We start from the raw sequence: 22,568 nt of genomic DNA, 5'->3' as shown, positions 1-22,568 counted from the left end.
GCGGCGTTATGTCGGGTCTTGCGGTGTTTCGGGCGCCGAAGATTGTCCGGTACCCGGTACTCACCCGTCACACACTGTCGATCCGGTCACGCAGGATCGATCTCGCGCAGCAGCCCCGTCTTCACGTCGAAGACGAATCCCCGCACGTCGTCGGAGTGCAGCAGGAACGGCGAGGTCCGCACGCGCTGCATGGACTGCCGCACGTCCTGGTCGACGTCGCGGAACGCCTCCACCGCCCACGGCGGCCGCTGGCCGACCTCGTCCTCGAGCTCGTGCCGGAAGTCCTCGGTGAGCGACTCGAGACCGCAGCCCGTGTGGTGGATGAGGACCACGCTGCGGGTGCCGAGGGCCCGCTGGCTGATGGTCAGGGAGCGGATGACGTCGTCGGTGACCACGCCGCCCGCGTTGCGGATGGTGTGGCAGTCGCCGAGGTCGAGGCCGAGCGCGTCGTGCAGGTCGAGACGGGCGTCCATGCAGGCGACGACGGCGACCCGCAGGACGGGGCGGGCGTCCATGCCGGGGTCCGTGAAGTCGGCGGCGTACCGCTGGTTCGCCTCGACGAGCCGGTCGGTGACGGTGCCGTTGACGGCTATGCCGCCGGTGGGCTCCGCGGGGGTGCGGCCCGTGGGAGAACCCGAGGGAGAAGTCGACATGAAGTCGACGGTAATGGTCATCGATCGTGGGAGCCCGCTGTGAGAACGGACAAAGAACGTCAATGGCTCTTGTTGTGAGCTAACCCACAGGGTCGACCAGGCCGGGGCCGAACGGGTGACGCCGCGGGGCGCGCGGCGCCCGACGCGGCCCGGCACGCGCCGCGCAGGCCGGTTGATTGACCGCGAGACAGGGTGGACTAAAGTGACGCGAAGCGGGAGAGCCGACCTGCTCCCTGCTGGTAGATCCCGGAGATTCCCAGAATCCCCCCACGTGCGTGGCGCGTACGTACGGCTCGGCCTCCTCCCGCTCCCGGTCGGCTGACGCCCCTTCGACAGGCGCCGGCGGCCCGGCTCCCTTCTTCGAGCGGCGGGGATCCGGCGGTGCGCACGAGCCCGCCGGACCTGAGAGGGCCCCTTGAGCGGCAACAGTCGACATGTCCCGGTGATGCTCCAGCGGTGCCTGGACGTGTTGGCCCCGGCGCTCGCGCAGCCGGGGGCCGTCGTCGTCGACTGCACCCTCGGGCTCGGCGGCCACAGCGAGGCGCTGCTCGCCGCCTTCCCCTCGGCCCGCCTCATCGGCCTCGACCGCGACAAGGAAGCGCTGCGCCTGTCCGGCGAGCGGCTCGCCCCGTACGGGGACCGGGCGACGCTCGTGCACGCGGTCTACGACGAGCTGCCCGACGTGCTCGACCGGCTCGGCATCCCGCGCGTCCAGGGCGTCCTGTTCGACCTCGGCGTGTCCTCCATGCAGCTGGACGAGGCGGACCGCGGCTTCGCGTACGCGCAGGACGCGCCGCTCGACATGCGCATGGACCAGACGACCGGCATGAGCGCGGCCGAGGTGCTCAACACCTACCCGCCGGGCGAGCTGGTGCGGATCCTGCGGGCGTACGGCGAGGAGAAGCAGGCCAAGCGGATCGTGTCGGCCGTCGTGCGCGAGCGCGAGAAGGAGCCGTTCAGCAACAGCGCGCGGCTCGTCGAGCTCATCAGGGACGCGCTGCCGCAGGCCGCCAAGCGCACCGGCGGCAACCCCGCCAAGCGCACCTTCCAGGCCCTGCGCATCGAGGTCAACGGCGAGCTCAGCGTTCTGGAGCGGGCCATTCCGGCGGCCGTGAAGGCGCTCGCCGTGGGCGGCCGGATCGCCGTCCTGTCGTACCACTCCCTTGAGGACCGCCTGGTCAAGCAGGTGTTCGCGGCCGGTGCCGCCACCACGGCGCCGCCCGGCCTGCCGGTGGTGCCCGAGCAGTACCAGCCCCGGCTCAAGCTGCTCACGCGCGGCGCCGAACTCCCCACCGACGAGGAGATCGCCGAGAACCGCAGGGCCGCACCGGCCCGCCTGCGCGGGGCCGAGCGCATCCGCGAGGACGCCTTGTGACCGGCACCGCCCGGCGCGGGACCGCACCGGAATCCGTGCAGCGGATCCGTCGGACCGGTCAGACCCGTCAGACCTGTCAGACCCGAAAGACCCCGTCAGAAGCCGCCTGAGACGCGTCCGCGAGGAGGCTCCATGAGCAGGAAACCCCAGCTGCGGGGGAGGGCGGCGCGGCTCGCGCGGCTGCTGCCCGCGGGCCCGAGCCAGGCCGCCCGCACCCCCTTCACGCTCCTGGTCGTGCTGCTGCTCGGCGGCGGCCTGATCACGCTCCTGCTGCTCAACTCCTCGCTCAACGAAGGGTCCTTCCAGCTCAGCAAGTTGAAGAAGGACACCCAGGAGCTCACCGACGAGGAGCAGGAGCTGCAGAAGGAGGTCGACGAGTACGCCGCGCCGGACGCGCTCCAGCGCCGCGCACGCGAGCTCGGCATGGTCCCCGGCGGCGACCCGGCCTTCCTGAACCCCGACGGCACCGTCCGCGGCGTCCCCGGCCCCGCCGCCGCGGCGCCGTCCGCGCTGCACGAGTCCGCGGCCCGCCCGCCCGCGCTCCTGCCCCCGGCCCCGCCCGCGTCGCCGGTGCCCGCGCCGTCGCCGGTGGCCGCCGCCACCGGCCCGTCCGACGCGCCGTCGGCGGGCCCCGCGCCCGAGCCGCCGGGGCCGACGTCACCCCCAGCACCGTCCGCGAAGCCAGCCCCCACGACCTCCGGCAGGTGACGTCAGTGAGCGACAGGGAACCTCCGCGCCGCCGCGTCCCGGGACCGGCACGGCCCTCGCGCCCCGCACGGGACGGCGCCGGTCAGCGCCGCCCGGGACCCGGCTCCCGGCCCGCCGCGCGCGCCCCGCGCCCGGCGGCACCGGGGCGGCCCAAGACCATCCGCCTGGGCAGCCCCCGGCCCCGCCTGCGCATGGTCAGCCTCGGCCTGACCCTGGTGATGCTGGCGTTCGTGGTGCGGCTCTTCCAGGTGCAGGCCGTCGACGCGGACGTGTACGCCACCAAGGCCGAGAAGAACCGGTACTCCCGGCACAAGATCGCCGCCGAGCGCGGGGCCATCACCGACCGCAGGGGAGTCGAACTCGCCACCAGCGTGGACGCGTACGACATCACGGCCGACCCCTCCCTCTTCACGAAGAAGGAGACGCGGATCGGGGACGCGCCCGAGCAGGCCGCCGCGCTGCTCGCGCCCATCCTCGACGAGGACGCCGAGCGCCTCACCGAGAAGCTGAAGACGCCGGACACACGCTTCACGCTGCTCTCCCGACGCGAGTCCCCGCAGGTCTGGAAGCAGATCAAGGACCTGCGCGCCACGCTCGCCGACAAGGCGGGCGCCGACCCCAAGGCGGTGAACGTCCTCGCGGGCGTCTTCGCCGTGCCCACCAGCAAGCGCGTGTACCCGAACGACGGCCTCGCCGCCGGGATACTGGGCTGGGTCAACGCCGACGGCAAGGGCGGCGGCGGGGTCGAGCAGCAGCTGAACAAGAAGCTCGCGGGCAAGCAGGGCGAGATCCGCTACGCCCAGTCCGGCGGCCACCAGGTGCCCACCGCGGGCAGCACCGAGACGCCCGCCGTGCCCGGCTCGGACGTCGAGCTGACCATCGACCGCGACATCCAGTGGGCCGCCCAGGACGCCATCACCGAGCAGGTCAAGAAGTCCAGGGCCGACCGCGGCTACGTGATCGTGCAGGACACCAGGACCGGCGAGGTGCTCGCCATGGCCAACGCCCCGGGCTTCGACCCGAACGACCTGTCGGGGGCCGCGGGCGCCAGCCTCGGCAACGCGGCGCTCCAGGACGCGTACGAGCCGGGCTCCACCGCCAAGATCATGTCGATGGCCGCCGTCCTGGAGGAGAACGCGGCCACGCCCGGCACCCGCGTGACCGTGCCCAACCGGCTGCACCGCGGCGACCGTCTCTTCCAGGACGACATCGACCACCCGACCTGGTACCTCACGCTCAACGGCGTGCTCGCCAAGTCCAGCAACATCGGCACGATCCTCGCCACGGGCGAGCTCGGCGACACGCAGCGGGAGGCCAACAAGGTCCTCCACTCGTATCTGCGGAAGTTCGGCATCGGCAAGCCCACCGGGCTCGGCTTCCCGGGCGAGACCAAGGGCATCCTCGCGCCGCCCGAGAAGTGGTCCACCTCGCAGCAGTTCACCATCCCGTTCGGCCAGGGCGTCTCGATCAACGCCATGCAGGCGGCCTCCGTGTACTCGACGATCGCCAACGGCGGCGTACGCGTCGAACCGACGCTCGTCCGCGGCACGAAGGGCCCCGACGGCCGCTTCACGCCCGCGCCCGCACCCCGGAAGAACCGGGTGGTCAGCGAGAAGACCGCGCGGACCGTCGCGCAGATGCTGGAGTCCGTCGTCGACGACCAGGAGGGCACGGGCACCAGGGCCCGCATCCCCGGCTACCGCGTCGCGGGCAAGACCGGCACGGCCAACCGCGTCGACCCCCAGACCGGCCGCTACCACGGCTACACCTCGTCGTTCGCCGGGTTCGCGCCCGTCGACAAGCCGCGCGTCACCGTCTACTGCGTCATCCAGAACGCCAAGAAGGGCAGCTACTACGGCGGCCAGATCTGCGGACCCATCTACAAGAAGGTCATGCAGTTCGCCCTCAAGACCCTCCAAGTCCCGCCCACCGGCACCGCTCCGGCCCATCTGCCGGTCACCTTCACCCCCGGCAAACCGGAGAAGCCCGGCAGGCCCGCCACGCCCGGCAAGCCCGGAGCCTGATCAGGAACCGCTCGTGACAACGATCACCCCGGACCCGGGGAACCGCCGCTCGCCCACCTCGTCAGCGCCGCCGCCCCCGCCCGCGCGCACTCCGCACGGCCCCCTCCCTTTTGGCCCCACCGGGGGTGCGCCCGGTACGCTCACCGCCGTGCCACACGCTGATCAGTCCCAAACCACCCAGAAGGGCGCTCCCGTGACCTATCCGGGACCGCCACGTCCGGCCCAGGTCTCCGCCACCCCCCTCGCGGAGCTCGCCGATCAGCTGGGGGCCGCCGCCCCGGGCACGTCGCCAGGCATCACCGGCATCACCCATGACTCGCGCGCCGTCCGCCCCGGCGACATCTACGCCGCGCTTCCCGGCGCCCGCCTGCACGGCGCCGACTTCGTCGCCCAGGCCGCCGACCACGGTGCCGCCGCGATCCTCACCGACCCGACCGGCGCCGACCGCGCCGCCGCCACCGGCCTGCCGGTCCTCGTCGTCGACGACCCGCGCGGCCGGATGGGCGAGCTGGCCGCGACGGTGTACGGCCACCCGGGCCGCGACCTGCTGCAGATCGGCATCACCGGAACGTCCGGCAAGACCACGACGGCCTACCTCATCGAGGGCGGGCTGAAGGCGGTCCGCAGCACCGGATTGATCGGTACGGTCGAGATGCGCATCGGCGAGACCCGCATCAAGTCCGAGCGCACCACGCCGGAAGCCACCGACCTGCAGGCGCTGTTCGCGGTGATGCGCGAGCGCGGCGTCCAGGCGGTCGCGATGGAGGTCTCCAGCCACGCCCTCGTGCTCGGCCGGGTCGACGGCTGCGTCTTCGACGTCGCCGTCTTCAACAACCTCAGCCCGGAGCACATGGAGTTCCACTCCGACATGGAGGACTACTTCCAGGCCAAGGCGCAGCTGTTCACCAAGCGGCGCGCCCGGCTCGGCGTGGTCAACCTCGACGACGCGTACGGGCGCCGGCTCCTTGCCGAGTCCGAGCTGCCGGTCACCAGCTTCTCCGCCGAGGGCCACCCGGACGCCGACTGGCGCGCCGAGGACGTCCAAGTCGGTCCGCTCGACTCGACGTTCACCGCCGTCGGCCCCAAGGGCGAGCGGATCGCCGCCCGGTCGCCGCTCGCGGGCCCGTTCAACGTCGCCAACACGCTCGCCGCGATCGTCTCCCTCGCCGTCGCCGGGATCGACCCGCAGGAGGCCGCCGACGGCGTCGCCGCCGTGCCCGGTGTCCCCGGCCGCCTGGAGCGCGTCGACGCCGGGCAGGACTACCTCGCGGTCGTCGACTACGCCCACAAGACGGACGCCGTCGAATCGGTCCTGCGCGCGCTGCGCAAGGTCACCGAGGGCAAGCTGCACATCGTGCTCGGCTGCGGCGGCGACCGCGACCGGACCAAGCGGAAGCCGATGGGCGCCGCCGCGGCCCGGCTCGCCGACACCGCCGTACTGACCTCCGACAACCCCCGCGGCGAGGACCCCCTCGCGATCCTGGCGACGATGCTCGCGGGCGCCGCCGACGTGCCCGCCCACGAGCGCGGCGAGGTCGCCGTCTTCGAGGACCGGGCCGCCGCGATCGCCGCGGCCGTCGCCCGCGCGCGCCCCGGCGACACCGTCCTCGTCGCGGGCAAGGGACACGAGCAGGGCCAGGACATCGCCGGAGTGGTCCGTCCCTTCGACGACCGCCAGGTGCTTCGCGAAGCTATCGAGCAAACCCAGGGATGAAGTTGTGATCGCCCTCTCCCTCGCCGAGATCGCCACCGTCGTCGGCGGGCAGACGTACGACATACCGGATCCGTCGCTCCAGGTGACCGCTCCGGTCGTCAGGGACTCCCGTGAGGTGGAGCCCGGCGGCCTGTTCGCCGCGTTCGTCGGCGAGCGCGTCGACGGCCACGACTACGCGGCCCAGGTCGTCGGGGCCGGCGCCGTCGCCGTGCTCGCGCAGCGGCCCGTCGGCGTGCCCGCCATCGTCGTCGACGACGTGCAGACGGCGCTCGGCGCCCTCGCCCGGCACGTCGTGGCGCGGCTCGGCACGACCCTCGTCGCCCTCACCGGCTCCGCGGGCAAGACCAGCACCAAGGACCTGATCGCCCAGGTGCTCCAGCGCAAGGCGCCGACGGTGTGGACGCCGGGCTCGCTCAACAACGAGATCGGGCTCCCGCTGACCGCCCTGTCCGCCACCGAGGAGACCCGGTTCCTCGTCCTGGAGATGGGCGCCCGCGGCATCGGCCACATCCGGTACCTGACGGAGCTCACGCCGCCCCGGATCGGCCTCGTCCTGAACGTCGGCACCGCCCACATCGGCGAGTTCGGCGGCCGCGAGCAGATCGCGGAAGCAAAGGGTGAGCTGGTCGAGGCGCTGCCCGCCGACGGCGCCGCGATCCTCAACGCCGACGACCCGCTGGTGCGCGCCATGGCGTCGCGTACGAAGGCCCGGGTGCTGCTCTTCGGAGAGGCCGAGGACGCCGACGTACGCGCCGAGAATGTCCGGCTCACGGAGAACGGACAGCCGTCCTTCACGCTGACCACACCCTCCGGGTGCAGCGACGTGAGCCTGCGCCTGTACGGTGAGCACCACGTGTCGAACGCGCTCGCCGCGGCCGCCGTCGCCCATGAGCTGGGCATGTCCGTGGACGAGATCGCCGTCGCGCTCTCCGATGCGGGCACGCTGTCCCGCTGGCGGATGGAGGTCACCGAGCGCCCGGACGGCGTGACCGTTGTCAACGACGCCTACAACGCGAACCCCGAGTCCATGCGAGCGGCCCTGCGCGCCCTGGCCGCCATGGGCGAGGCCGCACGGGCCAGGGGAGGTCGCACGTGGGCGGTGCTCGGCCACATGGCCGAGCTCGGTGACGAGGGGCTCGCCGAGCACGACGCGGTCGGACGCCTTGCCGTCCGGCTGAACGTGAACAAGCTCGTGGCAGTCGGGGGCAGGGAAGCGTCCTGGCTCCAACTGGGCGCATACAACGAGGGTTCGTGGGGTGAGGAGTCGGTGCACGTGTCCGACGCACAGGCGGCGGTCGACCTGCTGCGCAGCGAGCTGCGCCCAGGAGACGTCGTGCTGGTGAAGGCTTCCAGATCGGTGGGTCTGGAGCGGGTCGCGCAAGCACTCGTAGACGACGCCGTCGACGCGGCCGGCACCACGGGCGGAGTTGACGCCCGATGATGAAGCAGATCCTCTTCGCGGGGGTGATCGGTCTTTTCCTGACCCTGGTCGGGACGCCCCTGCTGATCAAGCTCCTTGCGCGCAAGGGCTACGGCCAGTACATCCGCGACGACGGCCCCCGCGAGCACCACAGCAAGCGCGGCACGCCGACCATGGGTGGTATCGCCTTCATCCTGGCGACCCTCATCGCGTACTTCCTGAGCAAGATCATCACCGGTGCCGAGCCGACCATCTCCGGTCTGCTCGTGCTCGGCCTGATGGCGGGCATGGGCCTGGTCGGCTTCCTCGACGACTACATCAAGATCGTCAAGCGGCGCTCCCTCGGCCTGCGGGCCAAGGCGAAGATGGCGGGCCAGCTGATCGTCGGCGTGTCCTTCGCCGTGATCTCGCTGCAGTTCGCCGACAGCCGCGGCCAGACCCCGGCGTCGACGAAGCTGTCCTTCGCGGAGGACTTCGGCTGGTCGATCGGCCCGGTGCTCTTCGTCGTCTGGGCGCTGTTCATGATCCTCGCGATGTCGAACGGCGTGAACCTCACCGACGGCCTCGACGGCCTCGCCACCGGCGCGTCCGTGATGGTCTTCGGCGCGTACACGTTCATCGGCGTCTGGCAGTTCCAGGAGTCCTGCGCCAACGCGTCGGACCTCACCAACCCGGCGGCCTGTTTCGAGGTCAGAGACCCACTCGACCTGGCCGTCGTGGCCTCGGCGCTGATGGGCGCCTGCTTCGGCTTCCTGTGGTGGAACACCTCGCCCGCGAAGATCTTCATGGGTGACACCGGTTCCCTCGCCCTCGGCGGCGCCCTCGCCGGCCTCGCGATCTGCTCCCGCACGGAGCTGCTGCTCGCCCTCCTCGGCGGCCTCTTCGTCCTCATCACCATGTCGGTGGTCATCCAGGTCGGCTCCTTCCGCCTGACGGGCAAGCGGGTCTTCCGGATGGCGCCACTCCAGCATCACTTCGAACTCAAGGGCTGGTCCGAGGTCCTGGTCGTGGTCCGCTTCTGGATCATCCAGGGCATGTGCGTGATCGTCGGTCTCGGCCTCTTCTACGCGGGATGGGCAGCCAAGAAGTGACGTCCGTGGAATTCCGGGGCAAGCGGATCACCGTCGCCGGGCTCGGCGTGAGCGGCATCAGCGCCGCGCGCGCCCTCGCCGGCCTCGGCGCGCGGGTCACCGTCGTGGACGGGGGCGCCACCGAGGCCCACCGCGAGCGGGCGGCCGCGCTGGAGAGCGCGGACATCTCCGTACGCCTGGGAGATGCTGAAACGCTTCCGGACGGCACCGACCTGGTGGTGACCTCGCCGGGCTGGAAGCCGGACAGCCCGCTCTTCGCGGCCGCCGCGGCGGCGGGCGTCGACGTCGTCGGCGACGTCGAGATCGCCTGGCGCCTGCGCGGCCCCGGCGCCGCCCCCTGGCTCGCGATCACGGGCACCAACGGCAAGACCACGACGACGCAGATGCTCGCGTCCATCCTGACGGCCGCGGGCCTGCGCACCGCCGCCGTCGGCAACATTGGCACGCCGATCGTCGACGTCGTCCAGGAGGGCGACGACGCGTACGACGTCCTCGCCGTCGAGCTCTCCAGCTACCAGCTGCACTGGGCGCCCTCCGTGCGCGCCCACTCCGCGGCCGTCCTCAACCTGGCCCCCGACCACCTCGACTGGCACGGCTCCATGGAGGCGTACGCCGCCGACAAGGGCCGCGTCTACGAGGGCAACCGGGTGGCGTGCGTCTACAACGTCGCGGACCAGGCCACCGAGGACCTGGTCCGCGAGGCCGACGTCGAGGAGGGCTGCCGCGCCATCGGCTTCACCCTGACCGCCCCGGCCCCCTCGCAACTCGGCGTCGTGGACGGCATCCTGGTCGACCGTGCCTTCGTACCGGACCGCCAGAAGCAGGCCCAGGAGCTCGCCGAGATCTCCGACGTGCGTCCTTCGGCCCCGCACAACATCGCCAACGCCCTCGCGGCGGCGGCGCTCGCGCGGGCCTTCGGCGTGGAGCCGGCGGCCGTCCGCGACGGCCTGCGGGCCTTCCGCCCGGACGCCCACCGCATCGAGCACGTCGCGGACGTCGCGGACGTCGCCTACGTCGACGACTCCAAGGCCACCAACACCCACGCGGCCCAGGCCTCGTTGGCGGCGTACGAGTCGATCGTGTGGATCGCGGGCGGGCTCGCCAAGGGCGCGACCTTCGACGAGCTCGTCACCACGTCGGCGAAGCGCCTGCGCGGCGTCGTTCTGATCGGCGCCGACCGCGCGCTGATCAGGGAAGCCCTCGCGCGACACGCGCCGGAAGTACCCGTCGTGGACCTCGACCGGACCGACACTGGTGCGATGTCCGAAGCGGTACGGCAGGCGGCACGGCTCGCGGAGCCGGGGGACACCGTCCTGATGGCCCCGGCCTGTGCGTCGATGGACATGTTCACCAACTACAACAAGCGTGGTGACGCGTTCGCGGCAGCGGTTCGCGAACTCGGCGCGAGCGCCTGACGCGGGCCCTGCGTGGGGCGCCGACGTCAGGCACCCGGCACCGTGGAGGAGGGCACGTGACAGCGTCGTCGTGGCGGGGGACCGAGGAGATGCCGCGCGCCGGACTGGGGCGCTCCTGATGGCCGGGCGCGCTCCCGTGCGGGCGCCCCGGACTCCGCGTACACCCCGTACGCCCCGTACGCCGAAGAAGACCACCGGTCCCCGCCGCACCCCGGGGGTGCGGGAGAGCGCGGCGCGGCGCCTGTACGTCAGGGCCCGCCGCGCCTGGGACCGGCCGCTGACCGCGTACTACCTGATCCTGGGCAGCAGCCTGCTGATCACCGCGCTCGGCCTCGTCATGGTCTACTCGGCGTCGATGATCCAGGCGCTGCAGCTGAACCTGCCCGCCTCGTACTTCTTCCGCAAGCAGTTCGTCGCCGCCGTGCTCGGCACCGCGCTGCTCCTGATCGCCATGCGCATCCCGGTCAAGCTGCACCGGGCCCTGTCCTACCCGATCCTCGCGGCGTCCGTGTTCCTGATGGTCCTCGTGCAGATCCCCGGGATAGGGCGCAGCGTCAACGGCAATCAGAACTGGATCTATTTGGGGGGTCCCTTCCAGCTCCAGCCCAGCGAGTTCGGCAAGCTCGCCCTGGTGCTCTGGGGCGCCGACCTGCTCGCGCGCAAGCACGACAAGCGGCTCCTGACGCAGTGGAAGCACATGCTGGTGCCGCTCGTCCCGGTCACGTTCATGCTGCTCGGCCTGATCATGCTGGGCGGCGACATGGGCACCGCGATCATCCTCACCGCGATCCTCTTCGGGCTCCTGTGGCTCGCGGGCGCGCCGACGCGCCTGTTCGCGGGGGTGCTGAGCATCGCGGGCGTCCTCGGTGTGATCCTCATCAAGACGAGCCCCAACCGCATGGCCCGGCTCGGCTGCATCGGCGCGACCGACCCGGGGCCCGGCGACCAGTGCTGGCAGGCCGTGCACGGGATCTATGCGCTCGCCTCCGGCGGATTCTTCGGTTCCGGTCTGGGCGCGAGTGTGGAAAAATGGGGTCAACTACCCGAACCGCACACCGACTTCATCTTCGCGATCACCGGGGAGGAACTCGGTCTCGCGGGGACACTGTCGGTGCTCGCCCTGTTCGCGGCTCTAGGCTATGCGGGTATCCGCGTGGCCGGACGCACGGAGGACCCCTTCGTGAGGTACGCCGCGGGAGGTGTGACCACCTGGATCACGGCCCAGGCCGTGGTCAACGTCGGTGCGGTGCTCGGCCTGCTGCCGATCGCCGGTGTCCCGCTCCCGCTGTTCTCCTACGGAGGCTCAGCCCTGCTGCCGACCATGTTCGCCGTCGGACTCCTCATCGCCTTCGCGCGGGAGGACCCCGCGGCGAAGGCGGCCCTGGCCATGCGGCAACCTCGGGTGAGATGGAACACGATGCGACGGCGCGTCAAGGCGCGCTCGTCCGGAGAGCGGTGAATTTCGGTGCATGTCGTACTCGCCGGTGGGGGGACCGCCGGCCACATCGAGCCCGCGCTTGCCCTCGCAGACGCCCTGCGCAGGCAGGACCCGACCGTGGGCATCACGGCCCTCGGCACGGAGCGCGGCCTCGAGACCCGACTCGTACCCGAGCGCGGTTACGAACTCGCCCTGATCCCCGCCGTACCCCTGCCGCGCAAGCCGACCCCCGAGCTCATCACCGTGCCCGGGCGCCTGCGCGGCACCATCAAGGCGGCCGAGCAGGTCCTGGAGCGGACCAAGGCGGACTGCGTCGTGGGCTTCGGCGGCTATGTCGCGCTGCCCGCCTACCTCGCCGCCAAGCGCCGCGGCGTCCCGATCGTGGTGCACGAGGCCAACGCGCGGCCCGGCCTCGCCAACAAGATCGGCTCCCGGTACGCCGCGGCCGTCGCGGTCTCCACGCCGGACAGCAAGCTGCGCGGCTCGCGCTACATCGGCATCCCGCTGCGCCGCGCCATCGCCATGCTGGACCGCGCCCGCGTCCGCCCCGAGGCCCGCGACACCTTCGGCCTCGACCCGAACCTGCCGACCCTCCTGGTCTCCGGCGGCTCCCAGGGCGCCCGCCGCCTCAACGAGGTCGTCCAGCAGGTCGCCCCGGTCCTCCAGCGCGCGGGCATCCAGATCCTGCACGCGGTCGGGCCGAAGAACGAATTGCCGTACGTCGAGAACATGCCCGGAATGCCGCCCTACATCCCGGTACCGTACGTGGACCGGATGGACCTCGCGTACGCCGCGGCCGACATGATGCTCTGCCGCGCGGGCGCGATGACCGTCGCCGAGCTCTCCGCCGTCGGACTCCCGGCCGCGTACGTCCCGCTGCCCATCGGCAACGGCGAACAGCGGCTGAACGCCCAGCCGGTGGTCAAGGCGGGCGGCGGACTGCTCGTCGACGACGCGGAACTGACGCCCGAATGGGTCCAGGGCAACGTCCTGCCCGTGCTCGCCGACCCGCACCGTCTGTACGAGATGTCCCGCGCCGCATCGGAGTTCGGGCGCAGGGACGCGGACGACCTCCTCGTCAACATGGTGTACGAGGCGATTGCGTCACGCCGCAGCGCGTGAGAAGGCAGGGGAGCGTGGCCGGAGCGAAGACCGCCGAACGGCGCAGGCCCAAGTCCGGCCCGCCCCGCCCGCGCTCGCGCCGCCCGCGCCTGCCCCGGCCGCGCACCCTCATCGCCCTCGCCGTCGCCCTCGCCCTCGTCGGCGGGGGCGGCGTCTGGGTGCTCTACGGCTCGCCGTGGCTGCGGGTGGAGCGGGTGACGACGTCGGGAACCGTCAAGCTCACCCCGGACGCGGTGCTTGAAGCGGCCGACGTCCCGCTCGGCGGACCGCTCATTTCGGTCGACTCCGGCGCCATCGAGGAGCGGCTGCGGAGGAAATTGCCCCGAATTGACTCGGTTGACATCGTCCGCTCCTGGCCCCACGGAATCGCCCTGAAGGTCACGGAACGTACTCCGGTCCTTCTCGTGGAAAAGGGCGGAAAGTTCGTCGAAGTGGACGCGAAGGGTGTGCGTTTCGCCACGGTGGACAAGGCCCCGAAGGGCGCACCGCTGCTCGAATTGGCCGCGGACCGCTCCGGTGACGCCGCGGCGAGCCTGCGCCGGTTCGGACCCGACCGGCTGCGCAGGGAGGCGGTCCGGGTCGTCGCCGACCTGCCCGGTTCGGTGGCGGCCGAGACCAGGGCCGTGAAGGTCCGCTCGTACGACTCCATCTCGCTGGAGTTGGCCGACGGCCGGGACGTCGCGTGGGGGAGCAGCGAACGGGGCCGGGCAAAGGCCGAGGCGCTCACCGCCCTGATGAAAGCCGTTCCGAAGGCACGGCACTTCGATGTGAGCGTCCCCACCGCCCCGGCGTCATCGGCAAGTTGACGTACATCAGCGCAGGCCAGCACCCTGGATGGGCATGCTTAAGCCTGATCACATAGGGTGAAAAGAAAAACGGGAGGTTCGGCGTGTTCGTTGAACGTGCGCCACTTGTCGACTTAGTGTCCTGTTCGGAAGAGTCCAGGGAACAGACACACTGGTAACCCTAAACTTCAGCGTTAGGGTTCGGGTCGGCGTATCGGACCGTCCCATTCGGCATCAGTCGCCGTTTCGCCCAAGGGCGGGACGACGACACGTAACTCGAGGCGAGAGGCCTTCGACGTGGCAGCACCGCAGAACTACCTCGCAGTCATCAAAGTCATCGGTGTCGGCGGCGGTGGTGTCAATGCCATCAACCGGATGATCGAGGTCGGTCTCAAGGGCGTCGAGTTCATCGCCATCAACACCGACGCGCAAGCCCTGTTGATGAGCGACGCCGACGTCAAGCTCGACGTCGGCCGTGAACTCACCCGCGGACTCGGCGCCGGAGCCAACCCGGCCGTCGGCCGCAAGGCGGCCGAGGACCACCGTGAGGAGATCGAGGAGGTCCTCAAGGGGGCCGACATGGTCTTCGTGACGGCCGGTGAGGGCGGCGGCACCGGCACGGGCGGCGCGCCCGTGGTCGCCAACATCGCCCGCTCGCTCGGCGCCCTGACGATCGGTGTGGTCACCCGGCCGTTCACCTTCGAGGGCCGCCGCCGCGCGAACCAGGCGGAGGACGGCATCGCCGAGCTCCGCGAAGAGGTCGACACCCTCATCGTCATCCCGAACGACCGGCTCCTGTCCATCTCGGACCGCCAGGTCAGCGTGCTCGACGCCTTCAAGTCGGCCGACCAGGTGCTGCTCTCCGGCGTCCAGGGCATCACGGACCTCATCACCACGCCCGGCCTGATCAACCTCGACTTCGCCGACGTCAAGTCGGTCATGTCGGAGGCCGGTTCGGCGCTCATGGGCATCGGTTCGGCCCGCGGCGACGACCGCGCGGTGGCCGCCGCCGAGATGGCGATCTCCTCGCCGCTCCTCGAGGCGTCCATCGACGGCGCCCGCGGCGTCCTGCTCTCCATCTCCGGCGGCTCCGACCTCGGCCTGTTCGAGATCAACGAGGCCGCCCAGCTGGTCAGCGAGGCCGCCCACCCCGAGGCCAACATCATCTTCGGCGCGGTCATCGACGACGCGCTCGGCGACGAGGTCCGGGTCACGGTCATCGCGGCCGGCTTCGACGGCGGCCAGCCCCCGTCCAAGCGGGACAACGTCCTCGGCTCGGCGTCCGCCAAGCGCGAGGAACCGCAGGCGAGCGGCCGTCCCGCTGAATCGTCCCGCCCGGGCCCGGCCTTCGGTGGCCTCGGCAGCGTCACCCCGCGCGAGGAGCCCCCGACCCCGGAGCCGGCCGAGCCCGCCCCGGTGAACGAGGCCCCCGCGACCCCGGTGGCACCGCCCCAGGTGCCCTCGACCCGACTGCACCAGGACAGCCAGGCCGAGGAGCTGGACGTGCCGGACTTCCTGAAGTGATAACCAAGGGCTCCGGAACGAGCACAGTGAGCGGCGCGCACTTCGCCTTCACCGACCGGTGGGGCGGGGTGAGCGCCGTTCCGTACGAAGAGCTCAACCTCGGCGGGGCGGTCGGCGACGACCCCGACGCCGTACGCGAGAACCGCGCGTTGGCGGCCAAGGCCCTCGGCATCGACGCCGCGCGCGTGGTCTGGATGAACCAGGTGCACGGCTCGGACGTCGCCGTGGTCGACGGGCCGTGGGGGGACGAGATTCCCCAGGTCGACGCGGTGGTCACCGCTCGGCGCGGCCTCGCCCTCGCCGTTCTCACCGCCGACTGCACTCCGGTGCTCCTCGCCGATCCGGTGGCGGGCGTCGCCGCCGCGGCCCACGCGGGCCGTCCCGGCATGGTCGCCGGAGTCGTCCCCGCGGCCGTCGAGGCCATGGTGGGACTCGGCGCCAGGACCGAGCGGATCGTGGCCCGCACCGGCCCCGCCGTCTGCGGCCGTTGCTATGAAGTACCCGCGGACATGCGCGCCGACGTCGCCGCCGTGGAACCCGCGGCGTACGCCGAGACGAGCTGGGGCACGCCCGCGGTCGACGTGACCGCCGGGGTGCACGCCCAGCTCGACCGGCTCGGGGTGCGCGACCGGGAGCTCTCGCCGGTGTGCACGCTGGAGTCGGCTGACCACTTCTCGTACCGCCGCGACCGCACCACCGGTCGGCTCGCGGGCTACGTCTGGCTGGACTGATGGGGCATGACGGACCGTAAGTCGGAACTCGCCGCGAATCTGGCGAAAGTCGAAGAGCGCATCGAGGCGGCCTGCGCGGCCGCGGGCCGCAAGCGGGAGGAAGTGACCCTGATCGTGGTCACGAAGACCTACCCCGCGAGCGATGTGCGCTTTCTCTCGGAACTCGGTGTGCGCCATGTGGCCGAGAACCGCGACCAGGACGCGGCACCGAAGGCCGCCGACTGCGCGGATCTGCCGCTGAGCTGGCACTTCGTCGGCCAGCTGCAGACCAACAAGGTGCGTTCCGTGGTGGGTTACGCGGACGTGGTGCAGTCGGTGGACCGGCCGAAGCTCGTCTCCGCCCTGTCGGCCGCGGCCGTCCGGGCCGAGCGGGAGGTCGGCTGCCTGATCCAGGTCGCCCTCGACGCGGGGGCGAGCGGACGCGGGGACCGCGGTGGCGTGGGACCCGGCGGAATCGAGGAGTTGGCCGGTCTCGTGGCCGACGCTCCGGGGCTGCGGCTCGACGGCCTGATGACGGTCGCGCCGCTCACCGGGGAATATGCGGGACGGCAACAGGCGGCGTTCGAGCGGCTGATGGATTTGTCGACTGCCCTGCGCGTGGCCCATCCGGCTGCGAACATGGTGTCGGCAGGGATGAGTGCGGACCTCGAAGAGGCCGTGACGGCCGGGGCGACACATGTGCGCGTCGGTACGGCGGTACTCGGAGTCCGCCACGGGCTCGGGTAACGTCGCCAAGAAGTCGGACCACAGCAGAAAATATGGTCATTCCCGCTGATAGGCGGGGATACCTCGTGGATCGCGGGAAGTTGGTGACGACCTCTCGATCCACCACAGAGCGGAGGACTCAGAGCATGGCCGGCGCGATGCGCAAGATGGCGGTCTACCTCGGCCTCGTGGAGGACGACGGTTACGACGGCCGGGGATTCGACCCCGATGACGATTTCGAACCCGAGCCGGAGCCCGAGCGCGACCGCCGGCGGCACGAACCGCCGCACCAGTCCCACCAGTCCCATCTGTCGGACCGGGACTTGGAAAGGGACGAACCGGTACGAGTGGTGCAGCCGTCGGCGCCGCGGGAAGCCGCGCCGCGGCCCGCTTCGCTTCCCGCTGAATCGGTACGACCGGCGCGAATCGCCCCCGTGGCATCTATCACACCTGAACGCCAGAGCCTGGAGAAGAACGCACCGGTGATCATGCCCAAGGTCGTGTCCGAGCGTGAGCCCTACCGCATCACCACGCTTCACCCCCGGACCTACAACGAAGCCCGTACCATCGGGGAACACTTCCGCGAAGGCACCCCGGTGATCATGAACTTGACGGAGATGGACGACACGGACGCGAAGCGACTTGTCGACTTTGCCGCCGGTCTCGTCTTCGGTCTGCATGGCAGTATCGAGCGAGTGACGCAGAAGGTGTTCCTGTTGTCGCCTGCTAACGTCGATGTCACGGCGGAGGACAAGGCCCGTATCGCAGAGGGCGGGTTCTTCAACCAGAGCTGAGACGCAGTGCAGTAACCAGCAGTACCGGACCGACACAGCGCGGATGCGACCAGATGCAGGGGAGAGGGAAACGCGGACATGGGCGTGGTCTTGCAAGTGATCTACATCGCGCTGATGTGTTTCCTCATCGTGCTGATCTTCCGGTTGGTCATGGACTACGTCTTCCAGTTCGCCCGCTCATGGCAACCCGGCAAGGCGATGGTGGTCGTTCTGGAGGCCACCTACACTGTCACCGATCCACCGCTCAAGCTTCTGCGGCGGTTCATTCCGCCGCTGCGTCTCGGGGGCGTGGCGCTCGACCTGTCCTTCTTCGTACTGATGATCATCGTCTACATCCTGATCTCCGTCGTGAGCCGGCTGTGAACGATACGGTCTTGCCGAATGCCGACGACTACGTTGAGGTGAAGAGATGCCGTTGACCCCCGAGGACGTGCGGAACAAGCAGTTCACGACCGTCCGCCTCCGAGAAGGCTATGACGAGGACGAGGTCGATGCCTTCCTCGATGAGGTCGAAGCCGAACTGACCCGCCTGCTCCGCGAGAACGAGGACCTGCGCGCCAAGCTGGCCGCGGCCACGCGCGCCGCCGCGCAGAACCAGCAGCAGGGCGGCATGCGCAAGGGCCCCGACGGTCCTCCCCAGGACCAGCGCCCCGGCGCGCCCGTGCCCGCCGCAATATCGGGTCCGCAGCCGGTTCCGCCGCAGCAGCAGCACCCGATGGGCGGTCCGCCCCAGCTGCCCGGCGGCGCCCCGCAGCTGCCCCCGGGCGCCGGCGGCCACGGACCGCAGGGCGGTCCGCAGGGTCCCGGCCCGATGGGTCAGGGTCCGATGGGCGGCCCCATGGGCGGTCCGATGGGCGGCCACGGCCCGCAGATGCCGCAGCCCGGCCAGGGCCCCGGCGGCGACAGCGCCGCCCGTGTGCTCTCGCTCGCGCAGCAGACCGCCGACCAGGCGATCGCGGAGGCCCGTTCCGAGGCCAACAAGATCGTGGGCGAGGCCCGTTCGCGCGCCGAGGGCCTGGAGCGCGACGCCCGTGCCAAGGCCGACGCCCTGGAGCGGGACGCGCAGGAGAAGCACCGCGTCGCGATGGGCTCCCTGGAGTCCGCCCGCGCCACGCTGGAGCGCAAGGTCGAGGACCTGCGCGGCTTCGAGCGCGAGTACCGCACGCGTCTGAAGTCCTACCTGGAGTCGCAGCTGCGTCAGCTGGAGACCCAGGCCGACGACTCGCTGGCTCCGCCGCGGACCCCGGCGACCGCCTCCCTTCCGCCGTCCCCGGCGCCTTCGATGGCCCCGGCCGGCGCGGGTGCCCCGTCCTACGGCGGCAACCAGTCGATGGGCGGCAACCCGCAGTCCGCGGGCGGCCCGTCGTACGGCGGTCAGCAGCAGATGTCCCCGGCGATGACCCAGCCGATGGCGCCGGTGCGGCCGCAGGCTCCGCAGCCGATGCAGCAGGCGCCGTCTCCGATGCGGGGTTTCCTCATCGATGAGGACGACAACTGACGGGCGGTAGTACGCCGTAGGCGTCGGCAGCGCGTTCAGGGCGGAGCCCCCGGAGTATCCGGGGGCTCCGCCCTTTTGCGTTGAGGGTGGCCCCGCCGTTGTGGGCTGTGCCCACCCGTTCCGCCCTCTGGGCGGACCAGCTGCCCACAGCGGGTAACGCTGAAGGCCCGGTTCCCCAAGTGGCTTGGGGGACCGGGCCTTCGGTGGTGCTGTTAGGCCTTGCGGAGGCGGAACGTGAGGTTCAGGGAGTCGTCCGTGAACGGCTCGCCGTAGGTGTCGTCCGCCCCGCCCGGGGCGAAGTCCGTGGCGAGGACCTCGTCCGCGATGAGCGCGGCGTGGTCGGTCAGGGCCGTGGTGACGGCCTCGTCCGGGGAGGTCCAGCGCAGGGCGATGCGGTCCGCGACGTCCAGGCCGCTGTTCTTGCGGGCCTCCTGGATCAGGCGGATCGCGTCACGGGCCAGGCCCGCGCGCCGCAGCTCGTCCGTGAGCTCCAGGTCGAGGGCGACCGTGGCGCCGGAGTCGGACGCCACCGACCAGCCTTCGCGCGGCGTCTCCGTGATGATGACCTCGTCCGGGGCGAGCGTCACGGTCTCGCCGTCGACCTCCACCGACGCCGTGCCCTCGCGCAGGGCGAGGGACAGCGCGGCCGCGTCGGCCTCGGCGACGGCCTTGGCCACCGCCTGGACGCCCTTGCCGAAGCGCTTGCCCAGGGCACGGAAGTTGGCCTTGGCCGTGGTGTCGACCAGGGAGCCGCCGACTTCGGAGAGCGAGGCCAGGGTCGAGACGTTCAGCTCTTCCGTGATCTGCGTGCGCAGTTCGGGGCTCAGCGACTCGAAGCCGGTCGCCGCGACGAGGGCGCGGGACAGCGGCTGGCGGGTCTTGACGCCCGACTCGGCGCGCGAGGCACGGCCCAGTTCGACGAGGCGGCGGACCAGGGTCATCTGCTTCGACAGGTCGGGGTCGACCGCCGTCAGATCGGCCTCGGGCCAGGTGGCGAGGTGCACCGACTCCGGGGCGTCCGGGGTGACGGGGACGACGAGGTCCTGCCAGACGCGCTCCGTGATGAACGGCGTCAGCGGGGCCATCAGGCGCGTGACCGTCTCGACGACCTCGTGCAGGGTGCGAAGCGCGGCCGCGTCGCCCTGCCAGAAGCGGCGGCGCGAGCGGCGTACGTACCAGTTGGAGAGGTTGTCGACGAAGGCGGACAGGAGCTTGCCCGCGCGCTGGGTGTCGTAGGCGTCCAGGGCCTGCGTCACCTGGTCGGTGAGCGCGTGCAGCTCGCTGAGCAGCCAGCGGTCGAGGAGCGGGCGGTCGGCGGGCGCCGGGTCGGTGTCCGAGGGGGCCCACTTCGACGTACGGGCGTAGAGCGCCTGGAAGGCGACCGTGTTCCAGTACGTCAGGAGGGTCTTGCGGACGACCTCCTGGATCGTGCCGTGGCCGACGCGGCGGGCCGCCCACGGGGAGCCGCCGGCCGCCATGAACCAGCGGACCGCGTCGGCGCCGTGCTGGTCCATCAGCGGGATCGGCTGCAGGATGTTGCCCAGGTGCTTGGACATCTTGCGGCCGTCCTCGGCGAGGATGTGGCCGAGGCAGACGACGTTCTCGTAACTCGACTTGTCGAAGACCAGGGTGCCGACGGCCATCAGCGTGTAGAACCAGCCGCGGGTCTGGTCGATGGCCTCCGAGATGAACTGCGCCGGGTAGCGGCTCTCGAAGAGCTCCTTGTTCTTGTACGGGTAGCCCCACTGCGCGAACGGCATCGAGCCCGAGTCGTACCAGGCGTCGATGACCTCGGGCACGCGCGTGGCCGTGAGCGAGCAGCCGTCGTGGGTGCAGCCGAAGGTGACCTCGTCGATGAACGGGCGGTGCGGGTCGAGGCCCGACTGGTCGGTGCCGGTGAGCTCGGTGAGCTCGGCGCGGGAGCCGACGCAGGTGAGGTGGCCCTCCTCGCAGCGCCAGATGGGCAGCGGGGTGCCCCAGTAGCGGTTGCGGGAGAGCGCCCAGTCGACGTTGTTGGTCAGCCAGTCGCCGAAGCGGCCGTGCTTGACCGAGTCGGGGAACCAGTTGGTCTTCTCGTTCTCCTGGACGAGGCGGTCCTTGACGGCCGTGGTGCGGATGTACCAGGACGGCTGCGCGTAGTAGAGGAGCGCGGTGTGGCAGCGCCAGCAGTGCGGATAGCTGTGCTCGTACGCGATGTGCTTGAAGAGCAGGCCGCGGTCGGCCAGGTCCTTGGTGAGGCTCTCGTCCGCCTTCTTGAAGAAGACACCGCCCACGAGGGGGACGTCCTCCTCGAAGGTGCCGTCCGGGCGGACCGGGTTCACCACCGGCAGGCCGTACGAACGGCAGACCTTGAGGTCGTCCTCGCCGAAGGCGGGGGACTGGTGGACCAGACCCGTGCCGTCCTCCGTGGTCACGTACTCGGCGTTGACCACGTAGTGCGCCTCGGCGGGGAACTCCACCAGCTCGAAGGGGCGCTGGTACGTCCAGCGCTCCATCTCGGTGCCGGTGAACTTCTGGCCCGTGGTCTCCCAGCCCTCGCCGAGGGCCTTCTCCACCAGGGGCTCGGCGACGACCAGCTTCTCCTTGCCGTCGGTGGCCACCACGTAGGTGACGTCCGGGTGCGCGGCCACCGCCGTGTTGGACACCAGGGTCCACGGAGTGGTCGTCCACACCAGGAGGGCGGCCTCGCCCGCGAGGGGGCCGCCGGTGAGCGGGAAGCGGACGTAGACGGACGGGTCGACGACCGTCTCGTAGCCCTGGGCCAGCTCGTGGTCGGACAGGCCGGTGCCGCAGCGGGGGCACCAGGGGGCGACGCGGTGGTCCTGGACGAGGAGGTCCTTCTTGAAGATCTCCTTCAGGGACCACCAGACGGAGTCGACGTACTCCGGGTTCATCGTGCGGTACGCGTCGTCCAGGTCGACCCAGTAGCCCATGCGGGTCGTCAGCTCGGCGAAGGCGTCCGTGTGCCGGGTCACCGACTCGCGGCACTTGGCGTTGAACGCGGCGATGCCGTACGACTCGATGTCCTTCTTGCCGCTGAAGCCGAGCTCCTTCTCCACCGCGAGCTCGACGGGCAGGCCGTGGCAGTCCCAGCCGGCCTTGCGGGCCACGTGGTAGCCGCGCATGGTGCGGAAGCGCGGGAAGACGTCCTTGAAGACGCGGGCCTCGATGTGGTGGGCGCCCGGCATGCCGTTGGCGGTGGGCGGGCCCTCGTAGAAGACCCACTCGGGGCGGCCCTCGGACTGCTCGAGGCTCTTGGCGAAGATCTTCTGCTCTTCCCAGAAGTCGAGCACGGCGTGCTCGAGGGCGGGCAGATCGACCTGGGCGGGTACCTGGCGGTACTGCGGCTGCGTATTCAACGAGCTTCCTCCGGCGGACAGCTTTCCGATCCGTCGGAGGGACGAGAGCCGTCGTCCGGCGCTCCCGCGGTACCACCCTCCTTGGCCCTCCGGTGGCGCTCGTGCCGGGAAGGCCCCCTCATTGGGGTCGCGATGCCGGGTCTACTCGCCCGCCCCGGCCTGGCTCGGCTCTGGGCTGCGGCTTTCTTCCGGCGGCTCCGGGGTGATCTTCG

18 protein-coding genes are annotated in these 22,568 nt (G+C 71.2%); 16 read left to right on the top strand and 2 right to left on the bottom strand.

All coding sequences use genetic code 11. From position 1 onward, the window contains the following. Positions 1–86: 86 nt before the first annotated feature. Positions 87–674 (bottom strand): beta-class carbonic anhydrase, encoded by a 588-nt coding sequence (locus ACFWZ5_RS10745; protein ID WP_384805158.1) that lies wholly within the window; start codon positions 672–674, stop codon positions 87–89. Positions 675–1,068: 394 nt separating this feature from the next. Between ACFWZ5_RS10745 and rsmH the strand changes: the two genes are divergently transcribed. The 16 genes from rsmH to ACFWZ5_RS10665 all read left to right on the top strand — a co-directional run bounded on the left by rsmH (position 1,069) and on the right by ACFWZ5_RS10665 (position 18,997). Continuing rightward, positions 1,069–2,028, top strand: coding sequence for a 16S rRNA (cytosine(1402)-N(4))-methyltransferase RsmH (gene rsmH, locus ACFWZ5_RS10740; RefSeq protein WP_384805156.1), 960 nt, complete (start codon positions 1,069–1,071; stop codon positions 2,026–2,028). 132 nt (positions 2,029–2,160) lie between these two features. Then, the gene (locus ACFWZ5_RS10735) at positions 2,161–2,736 is read left to right on the top strand and encodes a septum formation initiator family protein (protein WP_384890630.1); all 576 of its coding nucleotides are present in this window, start codon (positions 2,161–2,163) and stop codon (positions 2,734–2,736) included. Between the two features lie 5 nt (positions 2,737–2,741). Then, entirely contained in the window at positions 2,742–4,760 is a 2,019-nt protein-coding gene (locus ACFWZ5_RS10730; RefSeq protein WP_384890627.1) for a peptidoglycan D,D-transpeptidase FtsI family protein, read from the top strand. Between the two features lie 13 nt (positions 4,761–4,773). After that, positions 4,774–6,474, top strand: a complete 1,701-nt coding sequence (locus ACFWZ5_RS10725) for a UDP-N-acetylmuramoyl-L-alanyl-D-glutamate--2,6-diaminopimelate ligase (RefSeq protein WP_384801282.1) — start codon at positions 4,774–4,776, stop codon at positions 6,472–6,474. Between the two features lie 4 nt (positions 6,475–6,478). Next, on the top strand, positions 6,479–7,915 hold the full coding sequence (murF, locus tag ACFWZ5_RS10720) for a UDP-N-acetylmuramoyl-tripeptide--D-alanyl-D-alanine ligase (RefSeq protein WP_384801285.1): 1,437 nt from the start codon (positions 6,479–6,481) through the stop codon (positions 7,913–7,915). Further along, entirely contained in the window at positions 7,912–8,985 is a 1,074-nt protein-coding gene (gene mraY, locus ACFWZ5_RS10715; RefSeq protein WP_384801288.1) for a phospho-N-acetylmuramoyl-pentapeptide-transferase, read from the top strand. The genes murF and mraY overlap by 4 nt, the downstream gene beginning before the upstream one ends. After that, positions 8,967–10,400, top strand: coding sequence for a UDP-N-acetylmuramoyl-L-alanine--D-glutamate ligase (murD, locus tag ACFWZ5_RS10710; protein WP_384890624.1), 1,434 nt, complete (start codon positions 8,967–8,969; stop codon positions 10,398–10,400). Before mraY ends, murD begins: the two co-directional genes overlap by 19 nt. 118 nt (positions 10,401–10,518) lie before the next feature. Next, entirely contained in the window at positions 10,519–11,859 is a 1,341-nt protein-coding gene (gene ftsW, locus ACFWZ5_RS10705) for a putative lipid II flippase FtsW (protein ID WP_384801294.1), read from the top strand. Positions 11,860–11,865: 6 nt separating this feature from the next. After that, positions 11,866–12,960 carry an undecaprenyldiphospho-muramoylpentapeptide beta-N-acetylglucosaminyltransferase gene (gene murG, locus ACFWZ5_RS10700; RefSeq protein ID WP_384801297.1) on the top strand — a complete coding sequence of 365 codons (1,095 nt, stop codon included), beginning with the start codon at positions 11,866–11,868 and terminating at the stop codon, positions 12,958–12,960. A gap of 14 nt (positions 12,961–12,974) precedes the next feature. Further along, entirely contained in the window at positions 12,975–13,766 is a 792-nt protein-coding gene (locus ACFWZ5_RS10695; RefSeq protein WP_384801300.1) for a cell division protein FtsQ/DivIB, read from the top strand. Positions 13,767–14,042: 276 nt separating this feature from the next. Next, positions 14,043–15,269 carry a cell division protein FtsZ gene (gene ftsZ / locus ACFWZ5_RS10690; protein WP_384801303.1) on the top strand — a complete coding sequence of 409 codons (1,227 nt, stop codon included), beginning with the start codon at positions 14,043–14,045 and terminating at the stop codon, positions 15,267–15,269. 26 nt (positions 15,270–15,295) lie between these two features. Continuing rightward, positions 15,296–16,000: a peptidoglycan editing factor PgeF gene (gene pgeF / locus ACFWZ5_RS10685; RefSeq protein WP_384801306.1), complete on the top strand. Its 705-nt coding sequence runs from the start codon at positions 15,296–15,298 to the stop codon at positions 15,998–16,000. A 6-nt stretch (positions 16,001–16,006) separates the two neighbouring features. Beyond that, positions 16,007–16,726 carry a YggS family pyridoxal phosphate-dependent enzyme gene (locus ACFWZ5_RS10680; RefSeq protein ID WP_384801309.1) on the top strand — a complete coding sequence of 240 codons (720 nt, stop codon included), beginning with the start codon at positions 16,007–16,009 and terminating at the stop codon, positions 16,724–16,726. A gap of 125 nt (positions 16,727–16,851) precedes the next feature. Continuing rightward, on the top strand, positions 16,852–17,499 hold the full coding sequence (locus ACFWZ5_RS10675; protein WP_384801312.1) for a cell division protein SepF: 648 nt from the start codon (positions 16,852–16,854) through the stop codon (positions 17,497–17,499). Positions 17,500–17,577: 78 nt separating this feature from the next. Further along, the gene (locus ACFWZ5_RS10670; protein WP_030361669.1) at positions 17,578–17,862 is read left to right on the top strand and encodes a YggT family protein; all 285 of its coding nucleotides are present in this window, start codon (positions 17,578–17,580) and stop codon (positions 17,860–17,862) included. 46 nt (positions 17,863–17,908) lie between these two features. Next, entirely contained in the window at positions 17,909–18,997 is a 1,089-nt protein-coding gene (locus ACFWZ5_RS10665) for a DivIVA domain-containing protein (protein ID WP_384801316.1), read from the top strand. A 212-nt stretch (positions 18,998–19,209) separates the two neighbouring features. Here ACFWZ5_RS10665 and ileS read toward each other — a convergent pair whose 3' ends face one another. After that, positions 19,210–22,356, bottom strand: coding sequence for an isoleucine--tRNA ligase (ileS, locus tag ACFWZ5_RS10660; protein ID WP_384806264.1), 3,147 nt, complete (start codon positions 22,354–22,356; stop codon positions 19,210–19,212). Positions 22,357–22,568: the final 212 nt, after the last annotated feature.

It is taken from the genome of Streptomyces sp. NPDC059003, from assembly GCF_042740445.1.
Classification (GTDB): domain Bacteria; phylum Actinomycetota; class Actinomycetes; order Streptomycetales; family Streptomycetaceae; genus Streptomyces.
This window is presented reverse-complemented; position numbering and strand designations above follow the sequence as displayed.